Source organism: Rhizobium sp. SG570, from assembly GCF_012275345.1.
Classification (GTDB): Bacteria; Pseudomonadota; Alphaproteobacteria; order Rhizobiales; family Rhizobiaceae; genus Rhizobium; species Rhizobium lusitanum.
Genome location: NZ_JAAZQI010000003.1, coordinates 138,144 through 157,546 on the forward strand (window position 1 = coordinate 138,144; position 19,403 = coordinate 157,546).

The window sequence follows — 19,403 nt, forward strand, 5'->3', positions numbered from 1 at the left end:
GGTAATCGACCATCGTTCGATCTCGGATCTAATGAGCTCGACGGCGATCAACCGTTGCGGCTGGGGGCGTCCTTCGAGAACCATGACATCCAGCGAAAAGTTCGAGCCGAAGTCGCTCGGGCGTAGGGTCGCCTGCCTTACAGGCGACCCTATTTTCAAAGTGCTTTCATATCATCGCGTTCGCGACCACCGATGACTGCAGCGACGGCGGCAATGAATGCACCGATCAGCAGCGACAATGTCCCGAAAAGGGCGAGCTTGGCACCAGCCTTGCGAGCACTCTCTGCAGCCTGCTGAGCCTTTGCCTTGGCGTCGGCAGCATTCTTCAGAATCGTGTCGACCCGCGTTTTAGCGTCGGAGTCGGACAGGCCGGTCTTCGCAGCGACAAGCTGTGTCAGATACGTCTGGTCATCCGGGGAAATGCTGCCGGAAACCGCGCCATTGGCGAGGATTGTGGCGACCTGCGCCGCTGAGGTGTCGGTGACGTTCGCATTTGCCGGAAGCTTCCGCGGGTCGGCCGGCCGCAGCAGGCTGTCGACGAAGTAGGAGCTTCCTCCCACGCTGTCGCCGGCTTTGGAAACCGCCACGGTGGCCGCGCCAGATGTCACGGTGGAAGCGGCCTGGACCCCGGCGCCGACGATCGATGAAAGGGCTGAACCGAGGACGCCAACGACGACCAGCGTCGCCAATGCCCAGGTGAGTAGTCCGTGGGCGGTGTCCCGGAAATAGACCTCGTCCGTATGGACCGATACCCATTTCGTGCGAAGGCGGCCGGTTAGGTAGCCGCCAATACCAGCCGAAAGCCACTGGACGATGATGAGCCAGATAGCCGCTGAGATTGAAACGGTGGCGATCGCAGCGCTTTGCGAGGACCATGGCGACACCATAGTCAGGCCTAGTCCGGATCCTAGCAGTGTCAGGATCAGCGTCACACCGACAGCGGCGAGTGCTCCTGCGATGATAGGGGCCCAATTCACGCCGGAGGCGGAGGATTCAGGTGCAACAGTGCGCGCAGCATTTGCGTCGATTGTCGTCATGATGCGCTCCTATCGTACAAAGAGCATGATGAGGATGATAATCGGGATCGGAATGCCCAGGAACCAGAGAAGAATGCCGCGACCCATGAGAGCCTCCTGTGTTTAAGATAGATCGGTGAGAAAGGAGAGCCCTGACCTTGAGGCCAGAGCTCATTTCATCAGACGCCTGGCTGGCGATAGCGGGCCCGCTCTTCCTCGATGGCCGCCGGTTCGTACGGATCAAGGCTATCGTCGAACTTGGTCCAGCCTTGCTTGGTATAGGCGTTGCGACGCTCAACCGGATCGACCCAGTTCGACTGCTTGAGAATTGTCTGCGCATTGAGCGCGACTGCGTCCTCGACCTTCGCGGTGACGAGCGTCCCGCCGCGACGGACACCTTCGGCATAGACATGCGCGTCGGCTTCCGGAACGCCGGAATCAGTCAGGGCACCGATCAGGCCACCTGCAGCACCGCCGGCGACTGCGCCAGCGACGGCACCAACCGCGGTCGCCGCAAGCCAGCCGGCCGCTACAACTGGGCCCACGCCCGGAATTGCGATCATGCCCAGGCCCGTCAGTAGACCGCCCGCGCCACCAACGACAGCGCCAAGCCCCGCACCCGTACCGGCGCCATTGGCCGCACCCGAATGATCCTTGTCATGATCGTGAGCATTGTTCGAAACGATGCTTATCTGTTCTGAAGGCACACCAGATCTCTCAAGCGCCTCGACTGCGGTTTCGGCATCCTTGTAGTCGTCGAAAAGTCCGGAAACTGTTTTCATTTTAGTTCTCCTGAAATCGATAGATTCGGATGTGCGGCAATCACATCGCGACGATGTTGCCCTGGTAGTCGAGAGTGACCGACACGGACTTGCCGTCTTTGGTTGCTGTTGACTGCCACAGACCCTTGTCATCCAGCTTGAGCGCCGTGACGCCGCTATACCCCGCCTTCTCTATGCGTTCCTTGGCCTGTGCCTCGGTGAAGCTATTGTGGCCTGCGACGGGCGCCGTCGGGTTCTTGGTGTTGGGGGTAGCGACGGCCGGGGTATTGGCATCCGTCGACGGGGTCGCGGATGTCTGGGCGACAGCCGTCAGCGCTGACGCTCCAAGGAGCGCCGCGGCGAAAATCATCGTTTTCATTGTGTTTCCTCACATTGCCGGATCTTCTTCACGAGATCCGTAAGTCTACAACCATGTGCGCAGCAATTGGTTCCGGCCGGACTAGACGATTGGGTGAGGGGTTGCCTTTAATTGATGCCCGACTGCAAGCCGTGCCGGCGACGACTAAGTTTAGAACTACCTTGCGGTTCACGGGTTTTGCTGGCGAGATCGCAGGCCAACCGACATGAAAGAAAGGTATGGTGAGCATGGCTGTTTTTCGGTTTTCCCACCATGGTTAGCGAAACAGCACGCGGGCGTACTGCCTTTCCGTCCGCGATTTCCCCATCACCGCAAGAATGCTTTCGAGGCCTCCATCAGCGCCCTGGAAATTTCTGCGGGGAGGGCGTCCGCCATCGATCTACCGTTCTCCATGTCGTGTCTCCATGTCATGCGCGCGTGGAATAACCGCATAGGAGAAGAGGCGGTGATGCGGAGCCAACGTTTTTGGAGCCGGCTCTTTTTCAGTGCAACAGGTCAGAAGGAAGAGGGCCAGCGCGAAGCTGGCCCCAGCATTATTTCCTCAATTTGGAATAGTCGAGCTTCGGGGCCATCGAGAGATCCTGTTTCGAGGTGTCGACATAAGCCTTCCAGGTTCCGTTGTCCGGCGCCAGCGCGATCGACGATGGATCGAGAACCACGTAGGTTTCACCGATGCCGAGGAAGCCGCCGACACTTGCAACAACGCCAATCACCGACTTGCCCCCACCGATGACTACGTCGGATATTTTACCAATGGTTTCGTTCTGCTTGTTGTATATGCCGATGCCGACCAATTTCGACGTGACCAGATCATCGTCCTGGATGTTGACGTATTTTAAGGGGCCGCTCGCCGTCTTGCCCATTGTGATGCCGGGGCCAGCCATGGCGGCGTCTGCGCCGGTTGCAGCAGTCGTCTGAGCGAAGGCTGCGCCACTCATAAGTGTGAGCGCCAAGCCGGCAAGGATCGAACGAATTTTCATGAGATACTCCTGTAAAGTACGGCAGACGAAGGTGCATGCCATTACCGGGAGTTAACCCTTGCGAGCGAAAAACGTTCCCTAGTTCATTGATTTATATTGTTTTTCCTCTTTGTGCGACGACAGCCGTCGGTTGGGCTTTTATTCCGTGTGCGATCAAAGGGATGGAGTCTTATGGATAACTGGGGCATACAATCCTGAGGAGCATCTATCCTTCCGACCTTATAGGCAAGCAACAAAAGCTCAGCACAAACGTGGATGATGATCAGTGTCGCCCTCGCTCAGGCCGCCACCATTTCGCGTATCGCGCTGATAATTCTCTCGGGGTTGTAGGGCTTGTTGAAAAACCGCCCATCGATCGGGAGGTTCTCTTCCAGAATGGACCGGTGGCCGGATGTCACGATGATCTTGATGGGCGGCCAGCGATCTCGAACAGCGGCTGCAAGTTTCAGACCGTCCATGCTGCCGGGCATATCGATGTCGGTGAACAGGGCTTGTATTTCAGTATGTTGTTCGAGGACGACAATGGCTTCGTCGGCATTTGCAGCCTCAAAGACCAGAAACCCGCCATCCTCCAGAGCACTCACAATGTCTATCCTCGTTAGTGGTTCGTCCTCGACCACGAGAACGGCAATACGGGCATGGGTCATTGAAATATCAATTCTCTTGGGCCACCGCTCCTTTGAAAGTGGTGACAGCAGGTGTGAATTGGCGCGGTTCAAGGTCAGCATCAGTGGATATGTAACGCGGCTCGCCTCGAAATTGATCCGTGCCTTTCAATGTATATCGAAAGTAAGTACACAATGACCATAAAAGCGCCTGTTCCGGGCATAAGCGTTCGCAACGCTATGTTTCCGATCAAGCGTTTGAATATCTGGATGTGGTCGTGCACCGCGAGATACTGGCAGCTATTGGGCATTTCGTGAGTGGCACGGGTGATTTCGGCGCTCAAGCCGTTCTCAAGACCGTTCGAGCGGCGCGGACCACGGCGTCGGTCGTGATATCGAACTTCTTGTAGACGTCGTCGATCTTGCCCGATGCGCCGAACTCGTGCATGCCGACAAAACGGCCGTCGAGTCCCAGATAGCGATCCCAGGAATCCTGCACGGCTGCTTCAACGGCAACACGTGCCCGGGTTTCGCCGAGAACCTTGCGTTTGTAATCATCATCCTGCTCTTCGAATATCAGGCGGCAGGGCATGGAAACGACCGCAGTCGGAATCCCTTCGCCCTGTAAGACGGCTCGCGCTTGCGTCGCAAGATGCAGTTCGGACCCGGTTGCCATGATCGTGAGGCGTCGCTCTCCGCCTTCGGCGTCGAGCAGAATATAGCCGCCCCTAGCCGAGAGATTTTCGCCACCGGCATCACGCCGAAGAAAAGGCATCGGCTGCCGGGATAACGCGATCAGCGCCGCGCGTCTGGGTGCGTCGAGGATCGCTTCCCAGCATTCGGCAGTCTCGATAGGATCGCCCGGTCGATAGACGGCAAGCCGGGGAATGGCGCGCAGCGCACTCAGATGTTCGATCGGCTGGTGTGTTGGACCATCTTCGCCAAGACCTATGGAATCGTGCGTCATCACGAAGATGGTGCGAATTTCCATCATAGCGGCAAGGCGAATGGACGGTCGGCAATAGTCGGAAAACGTCAGGAATGTTCCGCCGTACGGAATGAGGCCGCCATGTAACGCAATGCCATTCATTGCGGCTGCCATGCCATGTTCGCGGACGCCATAGTGAACATAGGAGCCGGCATAGTGACCGGGTGTGATTTCGACCTGATTTTTCGCTTTTGTATTGTTGGATGGTGTCAGATCCGCCGAACCACCGAGCATTTCGGGAATGGCATCGAACAGATGATTGAGCACGATGCCGCTTGCCTGCCGCGTCGCCAAATCCTTCTCGCTGGCAAGCAGCTCGACCTTGGCCGATGCGATTGCCTGACGCCAGTGGGAAGGTAGTTCTCCTTTCATGCGCCGTTCGAAATTTTCCCGAAGCGATTCCGGCATCTCCTTCACACGATCGGCCCAGGCCATCCGTGCCTGTCGGCCCCTCGCGCCGATCTGGCGCCAGCTGTCGAGCAGCGGTTGCGGGATTTCAAATGGAGGGGCGGACCAAGCGAGGATCCGGCGGGCGCCGGCGATTTCCTCTTCTCCCGGCGCGTCGCTATGCGCCTTTTGCGTGCCGGCCTTTGTCGGAAAACCAAAGCCGATGATGGTTCGGCAAGAAATCATCGATGGCCTGTCGGTAACTTTCCGTGCCTCGATGATGGCGCTGCGAATAGCGTCCGTGTCGTGTCCGTCGATTTCCTGCACGTGCCAGTTCGAGGCACGGAAACGGTCGGCTTGATTGTCGGATTCGGCAAGGCTGGTGGCGCCGTCGATGGATATGGAATTGTTGTCGAAAAAGGCGATCAGTCTTCCGAGCTTCAGGTGGCCAGCGAGCGAAATCGCTTCGTGGCTGACGCCTTCCATCGTGCATCCGTCACCGAGGAAAACATAGGTGAAATGATCGACGAGATCGTCGCCAAAGGCGGAATTCATGATCCGTTCGGCCAAAGCAAAGCCAACCGAATTCGCCAGCCCCTGTCCCAAAGGCCCCGTGGTCGTCTCGATCCCGGGCGCGTGGTGATATTCCGGATGTCCGGGCGTCCTGCTATCGATCTGACGGAACCGTTGGATCTCTTCGATCGTCATGTCCTTGTAACCCGTCAGGTACATAAGACTGTAGAGCAGCATCGAGCCGTGGCCATTCGAGATCACGAAACGATCGCGGTCGAACCAATATGGATCGTCGGCATCGAACTTCATGAAGTCTGAAAACAGCACGGCTGCGATGTCCGCCATGCCCATCGGCATTCCCGGATGGCCGCTTTTTGCCTTTTCGACAGCATCCATGGACAGAAAGCGGATGCAATTGGCGAGCTCGCGCAGATGCTGATCTTTGGGAGCCGGTACGGCCTTGTCGGCCGCTTGAGATTGGTTTTGCATTTATTCCTCCAAGGACTTGTTGCCGTGTCATCTGACGCGCAGATGGTGATCCTGCGTAAACCGGGAACTGTTTTGGCTGGCGCCACGCCTGATTTCAGCAAGGAACCCAGAACGCCACTGGGTGGCTTTGGGTTCCTGTTTCGTGCTTCACCGGCTTTGGCGGTGCGAGCGACTAGGCATCCCTTACCCGCTTGCCTATGCCCCCGCCGCAGTCCTTGCCAAAAGGACGGAAATATCGCGGTTTGTGGGGTCTCAAGCATCCTTGTGGGCACCCCATTCCGGCAGGTAAGTCGCCTTCAACCAATGGCGGAGATCTTCCCCATACGGCCGTCGCCGCTCCTGCTAAATTTGATAGGCGCGCTGTCTGAGGTAATTCTCTTTCTGCGCCGCCATGTCGATCCTTGCCTCAGCAGAGAGAGAATAGCGCGTCACGCGTTCATTCAAGGATGCCGCACCTGATCGTGATCGCCAAGTCGTCCAAATTCTGAAAACCCGGCAGAGAACAGTCATGCTTTCGATATCGGTATCGGCGCGTCCCATAAGATCTCCGGCACCGTCTCGGTCGGGGTTAACCTGGGGTCGAATTTCTCACTGACCGGATCGCCGGCGTCGCATCGCGCACCCATAAAATGGACCTATGCGACGAAAAAAGACAATTTCTACTAATCGTTATAGTATTTTTCGATCTACAATCCCTACTCCTGCCGCCTTAATAGTTCCATCTACGAGGCCGCCCGAGTGTACTTCAATTGCGGGTGAAGAAGACCTGTCTTCGGCTTTATTACTGCGGCCATACTATCTGCGCATGAGGTCGCGGTTTTAAGCATTGCCGGGAAACGGAGTGTACGCGATGAACCATCTGTCGATTGCTGAGAATGATGTGATCACCGAGTCCTCCGAAATTTTTGCTAAAGGTGGATCGCAACCAAATTCGCTTTATCATCCGCTGGCGCTTCAGGATGTTCTCGAGGCATTGCCGGAAGCCGTCTATACGACGGATGCCGTCGGTAGGATCACGTTCTACAACAAAGCAGCAGCTGTGATGTGGGGTGTCAGCCCCGAGCTTGGAGCGAGCGAATTTTTCGGCTCATGGAAGCTCTATCGGCCCGATGGGACACCTCTCCCGCACGACGAATGTCCCATGGCGATCGCGCTGAAAGAGCGCCGCGCCGTCAGAGGGCTGGAAGCGGTTGCCGAGCGGCCGGATGGTACACGTGTGGCTTTCCTTGCACTTCCAACTCCGATATTCGACGCCGCCGGAAATCTTAGCGGCGCAGTCAATATGCTCGTCGATCTGACCGAACTGACCGTTGCGGAAGAGGCGGCCCAAAGGTTTGCTGCAATCGTTGAATCGTCCGACGACGCGATCCTCGCCAAGGATTTGAACGGCACAATCGTCAACTGGAACCGTGGCGCCGAGCGTCTGTTCGGTTACACGGCGGAGGAAGCAATCGGCCAGCCTGTTCTCATGCTTATTCCTCTGGATCGACAGAACGAGGAGCCAGAGATCCTGGCGCGCATCCGCCGTGGCGAACGCATCGACCACTATGAAACGATCCGGCGCCGGAAGGACGGCAGGCTCGTCGAAATATCATTGTCGGTCTCGCCGATCAAAAATCGCGAAGGCCGCGTAGTCGGTGCGTCCAAGATCGCTCGCGATATAACCGAGCGCCGGCGCGCGGAAGAGCAGCAACATCTGTTGATCAGGGAGATGGACCACCGCGTCAAAAATCTGTTCAGTCTTGCAAGCAGCGTTGTGTCCTTAAGCGCGCGAGCCGCGACGACACCGGGCGAGCTCGCATCCGCTGTTTCGGCCCGATTGAACGCATTGGCGCTTGCGCATGCCTTGACGGTTCCCCGCACGTCTGACGCAGCCAGTCGCAACGAGCAGACAACCATGCTGCACGCCTTGATCCAGACGATTGTGGCGCCCTACGATGTCAGCACCGACAACCGGCGATCGCGGGCCATCATTACTGGCCCCGATGTCACGATTAGCGGCAGCGCGGTCACGAGCTTTGCATTGCTGCTGCATGAATTTGCAACCAACGCCGCGAAATACGGAGCTCTTTCCACCTCGGACGGACGCGTCGATATAACATGCGTCGAGGATGGGGAGCACTTTATGCTGACGTGGACTGAGATCGGCGGGCCGCGGGTCGAGCGGCAATCCGATGGTGATGGATTTGGCAGCATCCTCGCCAAGGCGACGGTCCGCAGCCAGCTCGGCGGCGAGATTTCTCGGGAATGGAGACCCGAGGGTTTGTCGATCCGCCTCACGGTTAGGGCAGACCGTCTCGTTGCGTAATCGCAGTCCCTGTTTCGGTCGCGGATCCAATCGACCGTTCCGCAATATTGCCGCGCCATGCCGACCGAATACTTGCCTTCTTGATCCACTCCTTAAATAACGCAATCGAAATGGTACGCGTGAGGCGGTGTTGCTGCCCGAGGCGGGCTCCCACCAGATGAGCGCTCGCAGGTGAGCCAATGGTGGATTTCAACTTTGGCGCAACACAAGGTCAAGGTTTTGACCCCGACCTGGCATTGTTCTGCGAAGTGCCAGAACTATGTCATGATTTCTTCGCGTGATCGTCAGTCGTGCGGGTGGATTGGGACGAATACTCTTTGCCGTCTCGATAAAAGAGAGCGAAAGCGTCTCGCCCCGCCGAGAGCCGGCAAGAACGGCAACGGTGCCCATACTCTCGTGAAACGAGCCAAAATAGCGCCTCGTCCCTGCGTCATATCGGATACTGATGCGCATCGATATGCCAAATATGATCGCTGTCGTGCAGCGCCCGTCAAAGACGGCCTGCCGCCCCACGCTATTGCCTTTGAATTCGCACGTCAGCGCGTGGTCTGAGCCATTGGCACGCTCCAACCTGCCAGTTCCGGTAAACTGTCCGTCAAAAGCGCGAAGAAAGTCCGCATCCTGGCTGAGGGCACTGGGTGCTGACTGTGCCCATGTTGTCGTTGTGATTGCGACCAGAAGTAAGACCGTCGTAAATGCCTTGAGCATTGGAACGATGAGGCACCGGTCATTCCTCCACGCATCGTCATTTGGATACGTGTTCCGGTTTACCCTTTATCTTGGTCGATGCGAACTCCTCCAGTTGCCGCTCGCTCATGGATCTCTCCATTTCTTTCGAGACTCCCTTCAATTCGCTTTTCGGAGTCTCGCCACGCTTTGCGGACAGCGCTACGCCGGCAGCCCTTTGTTGAGCTTTGGATTTCGCGGGCATTTCGATCTCCTTTGAAGATTGCCGCTTTCATGGACGGTAATTCTATAACTTCGGAAGACATTGAACGTTCCAAAATGCCAACCGAAAACCCCTTCGAGACGCATGCTGCAACCGCAACAACAGAGCCTCGCACCTACCAGGTTGCGAACAGGCCGATAGCGGCGGCAACCATGATAAACGTTGCCAGCCATCCGACGATCTTCAATCCGATATGCAACCGAAATTCGCCCATTGCCGGACGATGGCTCGAAAGATGCATCATCAACGCCATGACGGGAACTGCGACGACGCCGTTGATTACCGCACTCCAGAACAGCGCCTTGATTGGATCTATCGGACTGAAATTCAGGCCAATTCCGAGGAACGTTGCGATAGCGATAGCTCCGTAGAAAGCCTTTGCCCTTCCGGCCGTGCGTGAGAGCCCCACGGGCCATCCAAAGGTCTCTCCAAGCGCATAGGCGGATGAGCCGGCGAGCACGGGCAGGGCGAGCAGCCCGGTTCCGATGATGCCGAGAGCAAAGATGAAAAACGCAAAGGGCCCCGCTATCGGCCGGAGCGCCTCGGCTGCCTGCGAAGATGTCTGGATATCGGTGACGCCGTGCGCGTTCAACGTTGCTGCGGTCGTCAAAATTATAAACAGTGCCACCACGTTCGAGATGAGCATACCGATATAAGTATCCCATTGGATACGCTGAAACTCCGGCTTCGCTTGCTCGGGCGCGCGTTTAAGCGGTTTTGCCTGCGGGCGTTCTTTGACCTCCTCAACTTCTTCTTCAGCCTGCCAGAAGAACAGGTAGGGGCTGATTGTCGTCCCGAGCACGGCAACAACCGCTGTGATGTAGGGCCCATCGAAGGTGATGTGCGGCACGACCAGATTATAGCCAACGGTGCCCCATGGAATATGCACCACGAAGGCGACGCCGACATAAGCAAAGAGCGAGAGGGTGAGCCACTTTAAAACTGAAACATACCGCGAATATTGCGAAAACACTTCCAGCAGCACCGACGCAAGGCCGAACAAGGCAACATAGATCAACGCCGGGCCGCCGATCAGCAGCTTGAGTGCCGCCCCCATCGCGCCGAGGTCAGCCCCAATGTTGATGACATTGGCGACCACCAGCAATGACACGACGCTGTATACGACGCCAACGGGGTAGTGTCTCTTCAGATTGCCGGCGATGCCTTGACCTGTTACGCGCCCGATCCGGGCGCTGATTTCCTGAATGGCGCACATCAAGGGCCAGCTGAAAAGCATGACCCAGCCCATGCTGTATCCGAATTGAGCACCGACTTGCGAATAGGTCGCAATGCCGCTCGGATCATCGTCGGACGCCCCGGTGATCAGCCCGGGACCAAGGATCTTTAACAGATTCGGACGCTCTGACTGTTTGCTCGCCGCCTGAGGCGATGGCTCGGTAGAATTGGCGTCCATCGAAAATGTCTCACCTCTTGATCGTGCGGCGTCGAACAGCGCTCATACGCTAACGATCAAGGCGACCATTGGTTTCAGCCCATGCCAGCTATTTATTGTTTGGGTTGAGGAGTGTCATGCTGACTTGGTGACTATGGCAGTCATCCGCGTGACAGACCTCGTGCCCAGCAAAAGATCGTTCAAATCCAAACTCGCGCTAACGCGGTTTCTGAAAGATATGCTAGGTGATTTGAGCATCGGTTGTGGGTCGTTACCCAGAGTGCCAGGGAAAAGAAACGCGATGATCCGCAAATATCTCACCAGCCATGAGCATCCGTTGCAGTCGGCCGATTTGGATATCTGTCAGCGGGCTTTCGATGCTCTTCTGATCGAGTTGGACATCGCCAAAGACACAGAAGAAGCCGAGCGCGTGGCTGCCGTTATCATCGAGTTGTATCAACAAGGGGTTCATGATGAACACCAGCTACTCGTTCTCGCTGGTGGAGCCCGCGGTAAGATCTGAACGGGTGTGGGTATAGACAAGTGAATGCGGTGGATTTGCGTCGGTAGTGAGCGGGAAAACTGCCGCGTCAGCCGGCGGGTTCAGCTCGCGATTGGTCGCCTGGCGAATGCGCGCGAGGAGTTCGATCGTATCCCCCGGCTGCGGTTTCTTTGACGGATCGAAATGCTTTGTAAAGCTGGATCGTGTTCATGCTGACTGCTCCAACCACCGAAGCACTGCGAGTTCATCTTCGTCCAACCATCTCAGCATGTTGCTGGATCTCGTCTTCACCTTCACTTGCGTAATTTCGGCTAGGGCGCCGTTCTCGAAGTCTCCAAATACACGCGGGTGGATGTAGGATGCTCGGCACACAGCGCGCGTGTTCACCAGTTTCGCCGCAACGGCATCGATGACTTCGTTCACTTGTCTTGCTCGCGCTGCGGCTGTGTCGGCAGGTTGGATAGCCGCCAGCGTGGAGGCCGCCATACGGGTGGCGCCCCAGGTGCGGAATTGCCGCGAGCTGAAGTCGCCGGCCGCCGCGTCACGAATATAAGCATTAACGTCCTGCGAGCGTATCGAATGACGAACGCCATCATCGTCCACATATTGGAACAGCTGCTGGCCAGGCAACTCCTGCAGCATTCGTATGGCGCGGATGATGCGGCGATCGCTGTAGCTCAGTCGCCATTCCTTGCCGGATTTCCCCTTGAATCGAAATTGGACGCGTGATCCCACCACTTTGACGTGGCGGCTGCGCAAGGTCGTCAAGCCATAGGAGTGGTTTTCCATCGCATAGGCCTCGTTGCCGATGCGGATGAAGAGCTTGTCCATCAGCCAGACGACGGTAGCGAGCGCCTTTGCTAGTCCGGGCTTCCTTCGGCGAAGGTCGATATCGATCCGCTTGCGGATTTTAGGCAATGCTCGGGCGAACTCCGTCAGTTGCGCGAATTTCTCCCGGCCGCGCTCTGCGATCCAATCCGGATGATAGCGATATTGTTTCCGTCCCCTGACATCGCGGCCGACGGCCTGCAGGTGCGATCGCGGATCCGGTGAAATGATCACGTCGATGTATGCGGGAGGAATGGCCAGGGCGGAAAAGCGGTCGAGCTCAACCTTGTCGACGATGCGGTTTCCGCTCTGATCGTAATAGAGAAAGTCTTTTCGGCCCTTTTTGCGGGTAACGCCGCCGTCCAGTGTGGCGAGATAGAAACATCCGGAACCATGGTCACCTTTCGGCGCTGCCGGGTCAACAGCTGCGCGTCCGCGTCCCTCTACGACCTCGGCCGCGGCTGGTCTGGCGGCGCTGTCGCTGCCGCCGCCATTTAGTCCCGATCCCAAACGCGCATTGCCCTCAGTCGCGGCTCTCTTGCTCGGGCGCATTTGAGATCTTGGGTCCGCGCGGGTGTTTGATGTTTTCTGCATCGCGCGCAGCTTACGCAAGCATACGGATGTGGGGCTCGCGATCCCAATAACGCTTGCCGGCTGCACCGACAAAAGCGGAGAGACCGACCACACCTGCGTCAGGTTGAATGCCGGCTTTGTCGAGCAGAGGCTTGGCCGGCTCATCATAACCGATGGCCTTCAGATGGCCGAAGGCATCCATCACCCATTGCACGGCAGCCCCTTCCTTGACGAGCATTGCCGCGCCCTCCTTCGACAGGATGACCGCCACGGCGTCGAAGAGTTGTGACGGCGAACCGAGGAGTTGCCCGTCGGCCTGGATCGTATTGCCATCTGAAAGTTTCGTTCCCCCCACCTTCGGCGCGACGATGAAGGGTGTGGCGCCGGCGGCGGTCAGAGAGTCGATAAGATCAGAGATTGCCTTGGCGTCGCTGCCCGCGGCGATCATGATGCCGATCTGCCGACCTTCGATCGTGTCCAGCATGTTGCGATGTATGGACAGGGACGGCGAAGGATCGAGATCGATCGGTTTACGGGCAGGCGGATTCTTGTTGGGCAGGACGATGCCGAGACCGGCGGCGACGCGGTTTGCCAGATCGGCGTCGACATTCATGAGGTTGCCCACCATGCGTGGCGGCACCTGCTCGAGCTGCACCTTCGATAGCTCGAACACGAAGGCGGAGGCGATGTGAGCCTGTTCCGACGGCGTTTGCGATTTCCAGAACAGGCGTGCCTGACTGTAGTGATCGGCAAAGAGTTCGCCGCGTGCCCGCAATTTGTCACCTTGCTCTTCTTCCCCGGCCTGGTGGGCGAAGGTTCGAAAGCCGGTGACCGGACATTCACGCGGCCCGCCAGGCTCGCCGCTTGCGGCAAGGCTGTTGGGTTCGTAATTGGCGCGGCCCTTGGGTACGTTCATCTGCATCTGGCCGTCGCGCTGGAAGTTCATCACCGGACATTTCGGCGCGTTGATCGGCAATTGATGGAAATTCGCGGTGCCGAGCCGTGATTTCTGTGTGTCGAGATAGCTGAACAGACGCCCCTGCAGCAGCGGATCGTTGGTGAAATCGACCCCCGGCACGATATTGGCCGGACAGAAGGCGACCTGCTCGGTCTCGGCAAAGAAATTGTCCGGATTGCGATCAAGCACCATCCGTCCCACGATCTTGAGTGGCAGGATCTCCTCAGGAATGAGCTTGGTGGAATCGAGGACATCATAGGGAAGGCTTTCGGCGAATTTGTCGTCGAAGAGCTGTAGGCCGAGCTCCCATTCCGGAAAATGGCCGGCGGCGATCGTCTCGAACAGATCGCGGCGATGATAGTCGTTATCGGCTGCCTGTAGTTTCAACGCTTCGTCCCACACCAGCGACTGCATGCCGAGTTTCGGCCGCCAATGGAATTTCACGAAGGTGGATTTACCGGCCTCGTTGACGAGGCGGAAAGTGTGGATGCCGAAGCCCTGCATCATGCGGAGCGAGCGAGGAATGGCGCGATCCGACATCGCCCACATCAGCATATGGGTCGCTTCCGGCATCAGGGATGCCCAATCCCAGAAGGTATCGTGGGCACTGCCGGCTTGCGGATAGGCCCTGTCCGCCTCCATTTTGACGGCATGGACGAGATCCGGAAACTTGATCGCATCCTGGATGAAGAAGACGGGGATGTTGTTGCCGACGAGATCCCAGTTACCTTGCTTGGTGTAGAATTTCACCGCGAAGCCGCGCACATCGCGCGGCGTATCGACGGAGCCTGCGCCGCCGGCAACGGTGGAGAAGCGGACGAAGACCGGGGTCTTTTCGCCCTTGCGCTGGAACAGATCGGCCTTGGTGATGTCGGGAAGCGGCTCATAGAGTTCGAAAAACCCATGCGCGCCCGAACCGCGGGCATGCACGATCCGCTCGGGGATGCGTTCGTGATCGAAATGAAAGATCTTTTCGCGCAGCACGAAATCTTCAAGAAGGGTCGGCCCGCGCACGCCCGATTTCAAGCTGTTCTGGTTGTCGGAGACAGGGATGCCCTGGTCTGTCGTCAAATGATCGACGCCCCCATGCGGCCCCTTGGCCGGCACCTGCTGATGCGTCTCGCCGCCTTCGCCGCGCGAGGTCTCGAAATTCGTGTCCGTTGCCATTGGGGGTCCTCCTTCGGATGTCATTCTGCGGACCTAACGCCCGCTATTCCCGGTTGTTCCGAGCGACCTGCGTTCGTCGCTCATGGGCCGTTCAGGGGGCAATGAGCCCAATGCCAAGATCGTGTTGGTGGCGACGGTAAAGGTGGGCAGGTGCTTCGACGATCGTCGCCTCCAATGTCGGATGCACGATGCCGTCAGGGAAATGGCCGCCGAGCACAGGGGGGCAAACAAGCGTAAAACCAGGAATGGTTTTCCGATCATGGATTTCGCGCGACGCGCTATACCCCGACCCTCAGCGGCGTCATTTCCTTGTGGGCGATGTGGTGATTGCCTTTAGAAGACGCTGATCGAAGCCGGGCAATGCCGATGGGAAATTCAGTTCCTCGGCATTTTCCGAAATCGCAAAGCCCGCCCGGCTTCTCAGCCGGGCTGCGTCACAGGCGTTGTCCGTTCCTACGGCCGCCGCACGACCCGCATAACCAGCGAGATGACCAGCAAAACCAAGAAGATGAAGAACAGAACTTGTGCGATCGAAGCAGAAGCGCCCGCGATTCCTCCGAATCCGAGAACCCCCGCAATCAGCGCCACAACAAAAAACACCAGAGCATAATAAAGCATGGTGATCTCCTTTTCGGTGTATGAGGAGACAACGGAACTCATCAAAATTGGTTCCAAAAGATCCATAATCTTATTGCATTTGATCTCTCGCGCTTGGCTGCGGGCATTGATCTGCTCAAGCGAGGCAACAATGGAGGTCGGCAATGAAGGCGTCCCATGGCATCTGCTTGTACATCAGCCGAACCCAACGGCGCGTTGAAATAATCTATCGTCCTCATCGGGTTCGGGTGGTTCGGCTGCCTGAAGATAGAATTTTGCAGGAACTGTCAGAACAAACCAAAGACTTGCCCCCAGTAAGAAAAACATCCCCGTCGGGTCGGCTGTTCCTGCGAAAAACGGGAGGCTTGCGGACACGAACAGGACGGTCATTCTCACGGACCATTCTGCCTCCCGTTTTGTGAAGGCGCGCGTCCTGTGGAGTGCATATTCTCGTCGGCTGTAGATATTGGCTACTCTGAACGAGGAAACCAATTTCCAAACGGAAGGGAGCGCGAGCATGGCGACAGCTGAAGCGCAGAGGACAAGCCCAGAGTCGCGAAGAAAATGTGCGGCGGCGATCAAGAGAAGCGAGAGCACAGCGAGATGCCATGTCGGCTCAAGCCGCTCGGGATGTTGTCCGAAACGAATATGCCAGGCTCGCAAGCCGCTAGCTGCGCCGTCTAGCAACGGTCGATCGATGTAGCTGTTAATCCATTCCATCCGCGGGTCCTCATAATCAGACCTGAACGGAACATCATTTTATTGGGTCATCATCGTGGCAACGCCACTGCCAAGTGTCGATCCGACATCACAACGGTTGGCGCGCGTCGAGTTGTGTTCAGGGCAGAGTGGAAAGGTGTGATTTCGATTTTGACTTAACGGCCAACTCTTCCGCGGGCGCATTCCAAGGATTCGGATGGGAACCATACAGCTGCCCACATTTATCTCATTGGGATTGGTCGAGTGCATGCGGAGACGCTGTTCCGGGTCGCTCTCCAGAGCGATCTCGGGAGATGATCACACCAGCAACTATGATGAATGCGAGAATTGCTGCCGTCACAATGGAGACCATCAATGACCGGTATTTTCTTGGCTCGGAATATGGCATCGCCGTATCCTTCTATTGCCGAGGACAGGAGTGCATTCCTCAACACTCCGGGGTCTTAAATGTTCCGAGTGGCCACTGCGAGCCTCCCCGTGCGCGACAAACATCCTCCGCCTCGTTGCAGCCGTCAGGGAACTAAGCATGCCGAAGTCCGTTCCACTTCCGCGACGGAGGAAAATCCATGGCGCCACGCTCGTTCTGGAAGGGCTATTTGAAACTATCACTCGTGACCTGTCCCGTCGCGATGGCACCGGCGACGACCGAAAACGAGAAGGTGCGATTCCATACCCTCAACAGGAAGACCGGGAACCGCATCGTTAGCCGCTATGTCGATTCCGTGACCGGCAAGGCCGTGGACGAGGATGACGAGGTCAAGGGATACGAGCGTGGCGAGAACGAATTTGTCATCCTTGAAGATGAGGAGCTCGACGCGGTGGCGCTGGAAAGCACCCGCACGATCGACATTGAGATGTTCGTGCCGCGCGACAGCATCGAGTGGATCTGGTTCGATACGCCGCATTATCTGACGCCGGATGATCCCGTCGGTGAAGAAGCTTACTGCGTGATCCGTGACGCCATGGTCGCCACTGGCATGGTTGGCATCTCGCGACTGGTCATGTACCGCCGCGAGCGTGCCGTCATGCTCGAACCGCGCGGACGAGGGATCGTTCTGTGGACGTTACGGTTTGGCGATGAAGTGCGAGATGAGCAGGATTACTTCGGTGATATCGAGAGGCAATCGACTGAACCCACGCTGATGACGCTTATGGAGAAGCTGATAGACAAGCAGAAGAAGCCGTGGAGCCCGAGCATGGTGACCGATCCGATCCAGCAAAAGCTGCTCGATATCATCGCTTCCAAGAAAAAGGGCCGGAAGCGTCCCGCCAAGGCAAAGGTGGAAGAAGAGGCTGCGCCCAGCAACGTCATCAATATCATGGACGCGCTCAGGAAGAGTATTTCGCAGGAAACGAGAACCAAAAAGCGATAGCGGCGCGGTCGTTCGAGTGTTTTAGGCCACACGCTTTCTCTTCCGCGGTGACCGGCACAGCGGTTCGGCCGCCGCCTTGAAGTCCGCCCACGGGTCCGAGCGCAAAGCCGCCAGCCGTGTCGGCACATTCAGCACCGTAAAATAGTTCGGCCCTATGGGAGGCGTTAGTTCCTCCCATGATAGTGGCATGGAAACCGCCGCTCCTGGGCGGGCTCGGGTCGAGTAGGGGGCAACGGCCGTCATGCCCCGCTGATTGCGCAGGGCCGTCCCGACCGGTAGGTCTTTGAATGCGGCGACGATATCCCAAACGAGGACGGTTCCGCCGCCATATTCGCCTTTCGGGATTGTGCCTTCGAAACCTCCGTATTCCAGCGGGTGGTCCTCCGGGTGGACGGCTAGCCGTTTGTTGCCGGCAACCAGGCTGGGGCCTTTGACGACCGCCCAACTTTTAAGAACGCCATCCATCCCCAGGCGAAAATCATAATGCAGCCGGCGGGCGGCATGTTTTTGAATGACGAAGCTATTGTCCGAACCCTTGCGTTTTCTCGCAGCCATGCCTTTCGGCTCGGCTGTTTTCGAGAAGTCGCGTTTGCTGTTATAGGTTTCGAGCGCCATGGTCAGCCCGCCTTGCGCCGTGGTGGCGAGGATGCACCGGTGCGCGATTTCGTCGTCCGGCGCCGCGCTGAGCCGGTTTTGTCCGCCGCCTGCTTCGGCCCTGCTTTATCGCCATCCATGCCGGCGCTCTGGCGCAGTGCTTCCATAAGGTCGGTGACCTTCGCGACCTTCGGGGCCTTGCGTTTCGCAATGGCCTTACCTTCGACTTTCGCCTTCACCAATTCGATGAGCGCTGCTTCGTAGCGATCATCGAATTCGCCGGGCACGAACGTGCCGTGCTTGGTATTGATGATGTGTTCGGCAAGGTCGAGCATCTCGCCTTTGATCTTCATCTCGGGCACGTCGTCAAAGGCCTCTTCGGCGGCGCGGACCTCATAATCGAAATTCAGTGTCGTCGCGATCAGTCCCTTGCCATGGGCGCGGATCAGCATGGTGCGCATACGACGAAACAGGACCGCCTGCGCAATGGCCACGACCTGTCTCTTGCGCATGCCTTCGCGGATCAGCGCAAAGGCTTCCTCGCTGGCGCGGGTGGCGGGGGCAAGATAGTAGGAGCGGTCGAAATAGACGTCGTCAATATCAGAGCAGGCGAGAAAGGCCTTAACGCGCAGGACCTTGTCGCTCTCCGGCACTGCGGCGGTGATCTCTTCGGGCTCCAGCGTGATATAGTCATCCTTGTTGATCTCATAGCCCTTGATCTGGTCCTCGCGCGGCACGGGCTTGCCGGTTTCGCTATCGATGAATTCGCGCTTTACGCGATTGCCCGTTGTGCGATTGAGTGTGTGGAAGGAAATCCGATCGGACGTGGAGGTCGCAGTGTAGAGTGCCACCGGGCAACTTACCTCGCCGAATTTGAGAAATCCCTTCCATTGCGCGCGCGGGGCCATGCTTCATGCTCCATTTCCACGTTAGGGTTCAACGGCATTGGATCGGCATTGTTCCGTGCTGTCGGATGTCGTCCCCGGATTGCAAGATCACCTCTCGAATTCATCCTCTTCGCCAGCGCAGAGTAGTTCTACCAGTTCGGCCACCTTGCCACTCGGCAAGGTCCTGCCCTCACTGATCAGAGCCTCGTCGCTGTTGACCCAGGCCCAGGCCTCCGCGAGCTCTTTGGGCGTTGCGCTTATCGCCGCGATATCAGCCATCAGGGTTTCATCGACCGGGCCAAGAACCGAGACGACGTCTTTTGCCGTTATGGTCATGTCTTTTCTCCCGAAAATACGGGGAGGCGGGCCATTGGAGTGCCTCCCTCTTCCAGTGGGCGGAACGAAATCTCTCCGGCTTTGTTCCAGAATTTAAGAT

19 protein-coding genes and 1 pseudogene are annotated in these 19,403 nt (G+C 57.5%); 3 read left to right on the forward strand and 17 right to left on the reverse strand.

Translation table 11 applies throughout. From position 1 onward, the window contains the following. Nucleotides 1-155: 155 nt before the first annotated feature. From FHT28_RS07940 to FHT28_RS07970, 7 genes are all read right to left on the reverse strand, one after another. Entirely contained in the window at nucleotides 156-1,037 is an 882-nt protein-coding gene (locus tag FHT28_RS07940; protein WP_168595933.1) for a hypothetical protein, read from the reverse strand. Nucleotides 1,038-1,195: 158 nt separating this feature from the next. Then, nucleotides 1,196-1,798, reverse strand: a complete 603-nt coding sequence (locus FHT28_RS07945; protein WP_047555538.1) for a general stress protein — start codon at nucleotides 1,796-1,798, stop codon at nucleotides 1,196-1,198. Between the two features lie 40 nt (nucleotides 1,799-1,838). After that, the gene (locus FHT28_RS07950) at nucleotides 1,839-2,156 is read right to left on the reverse strand and encodes a PepSY domain-containing protein (RefSeq protein WP_037191400.1); all 318 of its coding nucleotides are present in this window, start codon (nucleotides 2,154-2,156) and stop codon (nucleotides 1,839-1,841) included. A gap of 533 nt (nucleotides 2,157-2,689) precedes the next feature. Beyond that, nucleotides 2,690-3,136: a PRC-barrel domain-containing protein gene (locus tag FHT28_RS07955; RefSeq protein WP_037191397.1), complete on the reverse strand. Its 447-nt coding sequence runs from the start codon at nucleotides 3,134-3,136 to the stop codon at nucleotides 2,690-2,692. A gap of 278 nt (nucleotides 3,137-3,414) precedes the next feature. Continuing rightward, complete coding sequence (locus FHT28_RS07960) at nucleotides 3,415-3,783, reverse strand: response regulator (protein ID WP_168596114.1); 369 nt, start codon at nucleotides 3,781-3,783, stop codon at nucleotides 3,415-3,417. Nucleotides 3,784-4,081: 298 nt separating this feature from the next. Continuing rightward, nucleotides 4,082-6,118 carry a transketolase gene (tkt, locus tag FHT28_RS07965; RefSeq protein ID WP_168595934.1) on the reverse strand — a complete coding sequence of 679 codons (2,037 nt, stop codon included), beginning with the start codon at nucleotides 6,116-6,118 and terminating at the stop codon, nucleotides 4,082-4,084. Nucleotides 6,119-6,460: 342 nt separating this feature from the next. Next, entirely contained in the window at nucleotides 6,461-6,658 is a 198-nt protein-coding gene (locus FHT28_RS07970; protein WP_168595935.1) for a hypothetical protein, read from the reverse strand. Nucleotides 6,659-6,968: 310 nt separating this feature from the next. On the opposite strand from FHT28_RS07970, the gene FHT28_RS07975 reads away from it, so the two are divergent. Continuing rightward, nucleotides 6,969-8,426 carry a PAS domain S-box protein gene (locus FHT28_RS07975; protein WP_092574332.1) on the forward strand — a complete coding sequence of 486 codons (1,458 nt, stop codon included), beginning with the start codon at nucleotides 6,969-6,971 and terminating at the stop codon, nucleotides 8,424-8,426. A 745-nt stretch (nucleotides 8,427-9,171) separates the two neighbouring features. Here the strand turns inward: FHT28_RS07975 and FHT28_RS07980 are convergent. Both FHT28_RS07980 and FHT28_RS07985 read right to left on the reverse strand, forming a co-directional pair. Continuing rightward, on the reverse strand, nucleotides 9,172-9,357 hold the full coding sequence (locus FHT28_RS07980) for a DUF3008 family protein (protein ID WP_168595936.1): 186 nt from the start codon (nucleotides 9,355-9,357) through the stop codon (nucleotides 9,172-9,174). Nucleotides 9,358-9,490: 133 nt separating this feature from the next. Beyond that, nucleotides 9,491-10,789, reverse strand: a complete 1,299-nt coding sequence (locus tag FHT28_RS07985) for a divalent metal cation transporter (RefSeq protein ID WP_168595937.1) — start codon at nucleotides 10,787-10,789, stop codon at nucleotides 9,491-9,493. On the opposite strand from FHT28_RS07985, the gene FHT28_RS36810 reads away from it, so the two are divergent. Beyond that, entirely contained in the window at nucleotides 10,779-11,291 is a 513-nt protein-coding gene (locus tag FHT28_RS36810) for a hypothetical protein (protein ID WP_348644888.1), read from the forward strand. The two genes, FHT28_RS07985 and FHT28_RS36810, sit on opposite strands and share 11 nt — an antisense overlap. 186 nt (nucleotides 11,292-11,477) lie before the next feature. On the opposite strand, the gene FHT28_RS07995 is transcribed toward FHT28_RS36810, so the two are convergent. From FHT28_RS07995 to FHT28_RS08010, 4 genes are all read right to left on the reverse strand, one after another. Continuing rightward, nucleotides 11,478-12,650: a DNA topoisomerase IB gene (locus FHT28_RS07995; protein ID WP_168595938.1), complete on the reverse strand. Its 1,173-nt coding sequence runs from the start codon at nucleotides 12,648-12,650 to the stop codon at nucleotides 11,478-11,480. A 52-nt stretch (nucleotides 12,651-12,702) separates the two neighbouring features. Beyond that, nucleotides 12,703-14,796, reverse strand: coding sequence for a catalase (locus FHT28_RS08000; protein ID WP_168595939.1), 2,094 nt, complete (start codon nucleotides 14,794-14,796; stop codon nucleotides 12,703-12,705). A gap of 453 nt (nucleotides 14,797-15,249) precedes the next feature. Next, nucleotides 15,250-15,414, reverse strand: a complete 165-nt coding sequence (locus FHT28_RS08005; protein ID WP_037192009.1) for a DUF1328 domain-containing protein — start codon at nucleotides 15,412-15,414, stop codon at nucleotides 15,250-15,252. A 174-nt stretch (nucleotides 15,415-15,588) separates the two neighbouring features. Next, nucleotides 15,589-16,113 carry a hypothetical protein gene (locus tag FHT28_RS08010; RefSeq protein ID WP_168595940.1) on the reverse strand — a complete coding sequence of 175 codons (525 nt, stop codon included), beginning with the start codon at nucleotides 16,111-16,113 and terminating at the stop codon, nucleotides 15,589-15,591. Nucleotides 16,114-16,679: 566 nt separating this feature from the next. On the opposite strand from FHT28_RS08010, the gene FHT28_RS08015 reads away from it, so the two are divergent. After that, nucleotides 16,680-17,486 (forward strand): Ku protein, encoded by an 807-nt coding sequence (locus tag FHT28_RS08015; protein WP_168595941.1) that lies wholly within the window; start codon nucleotides 16,680-16,682, stop codon nucleotides 17,484-17,486. A gap of 21 nt (nucleotides 17,487-17,507) precedes the next feature. Here FHT28_RS08015 and FHT28_RS36815 read toward each other — a convergent pair whose 3' ends face one another. From FHT28_RS36815 to FHT28_RS08030, 4 genes and pseudogenes are all read right to left on the reverse strand, one after another. Next, on the reverse strand, nucleotides 17,508-17,786 hold the full coding sequence (locus FHT28_RS36815; protein WP_348644981.1) for a hypothetical protein: 279 nt from the start codon (nucleotides 17,784-17,786) through the stop codon (nucleotides 17,508-17,510). Next, a pseudogene (locus FHT28_RS36055) lies at nucleotides 17,787-18,101 on the reverse strand (DNA polymerase ligase N-terminal domain-containing protein); the annotation flags it as partial. A gap of 2 nt (nucleotides 18,102-18,103) precedes the next feature. Further along, nucleotides 18,104-18,988, reverse strand: coding sequence for a Ku protein (locus tag FHT28_RS08025; RefSeq protein WP_168595943.1), 885 nt, complete (start codon nucleotides 18,986-18,988; stop codon nucleotides 18,104-18,106). Between the two features lie 87 nt (nucleotides 18,989-19,075). Beyond that, nucleotides 19,076-19,303, reverse strand: coding sequence for a hypothetical protein (locus FHT28_RS08030; protein ID WP_112441876.1), 228 nt, complete (start codon nucleotides 19,301-19,303; stop codon nucleotides 19,076-19,078). Nucleotides 19,304-19,403 lie beyond the last annotated feature (100 nt).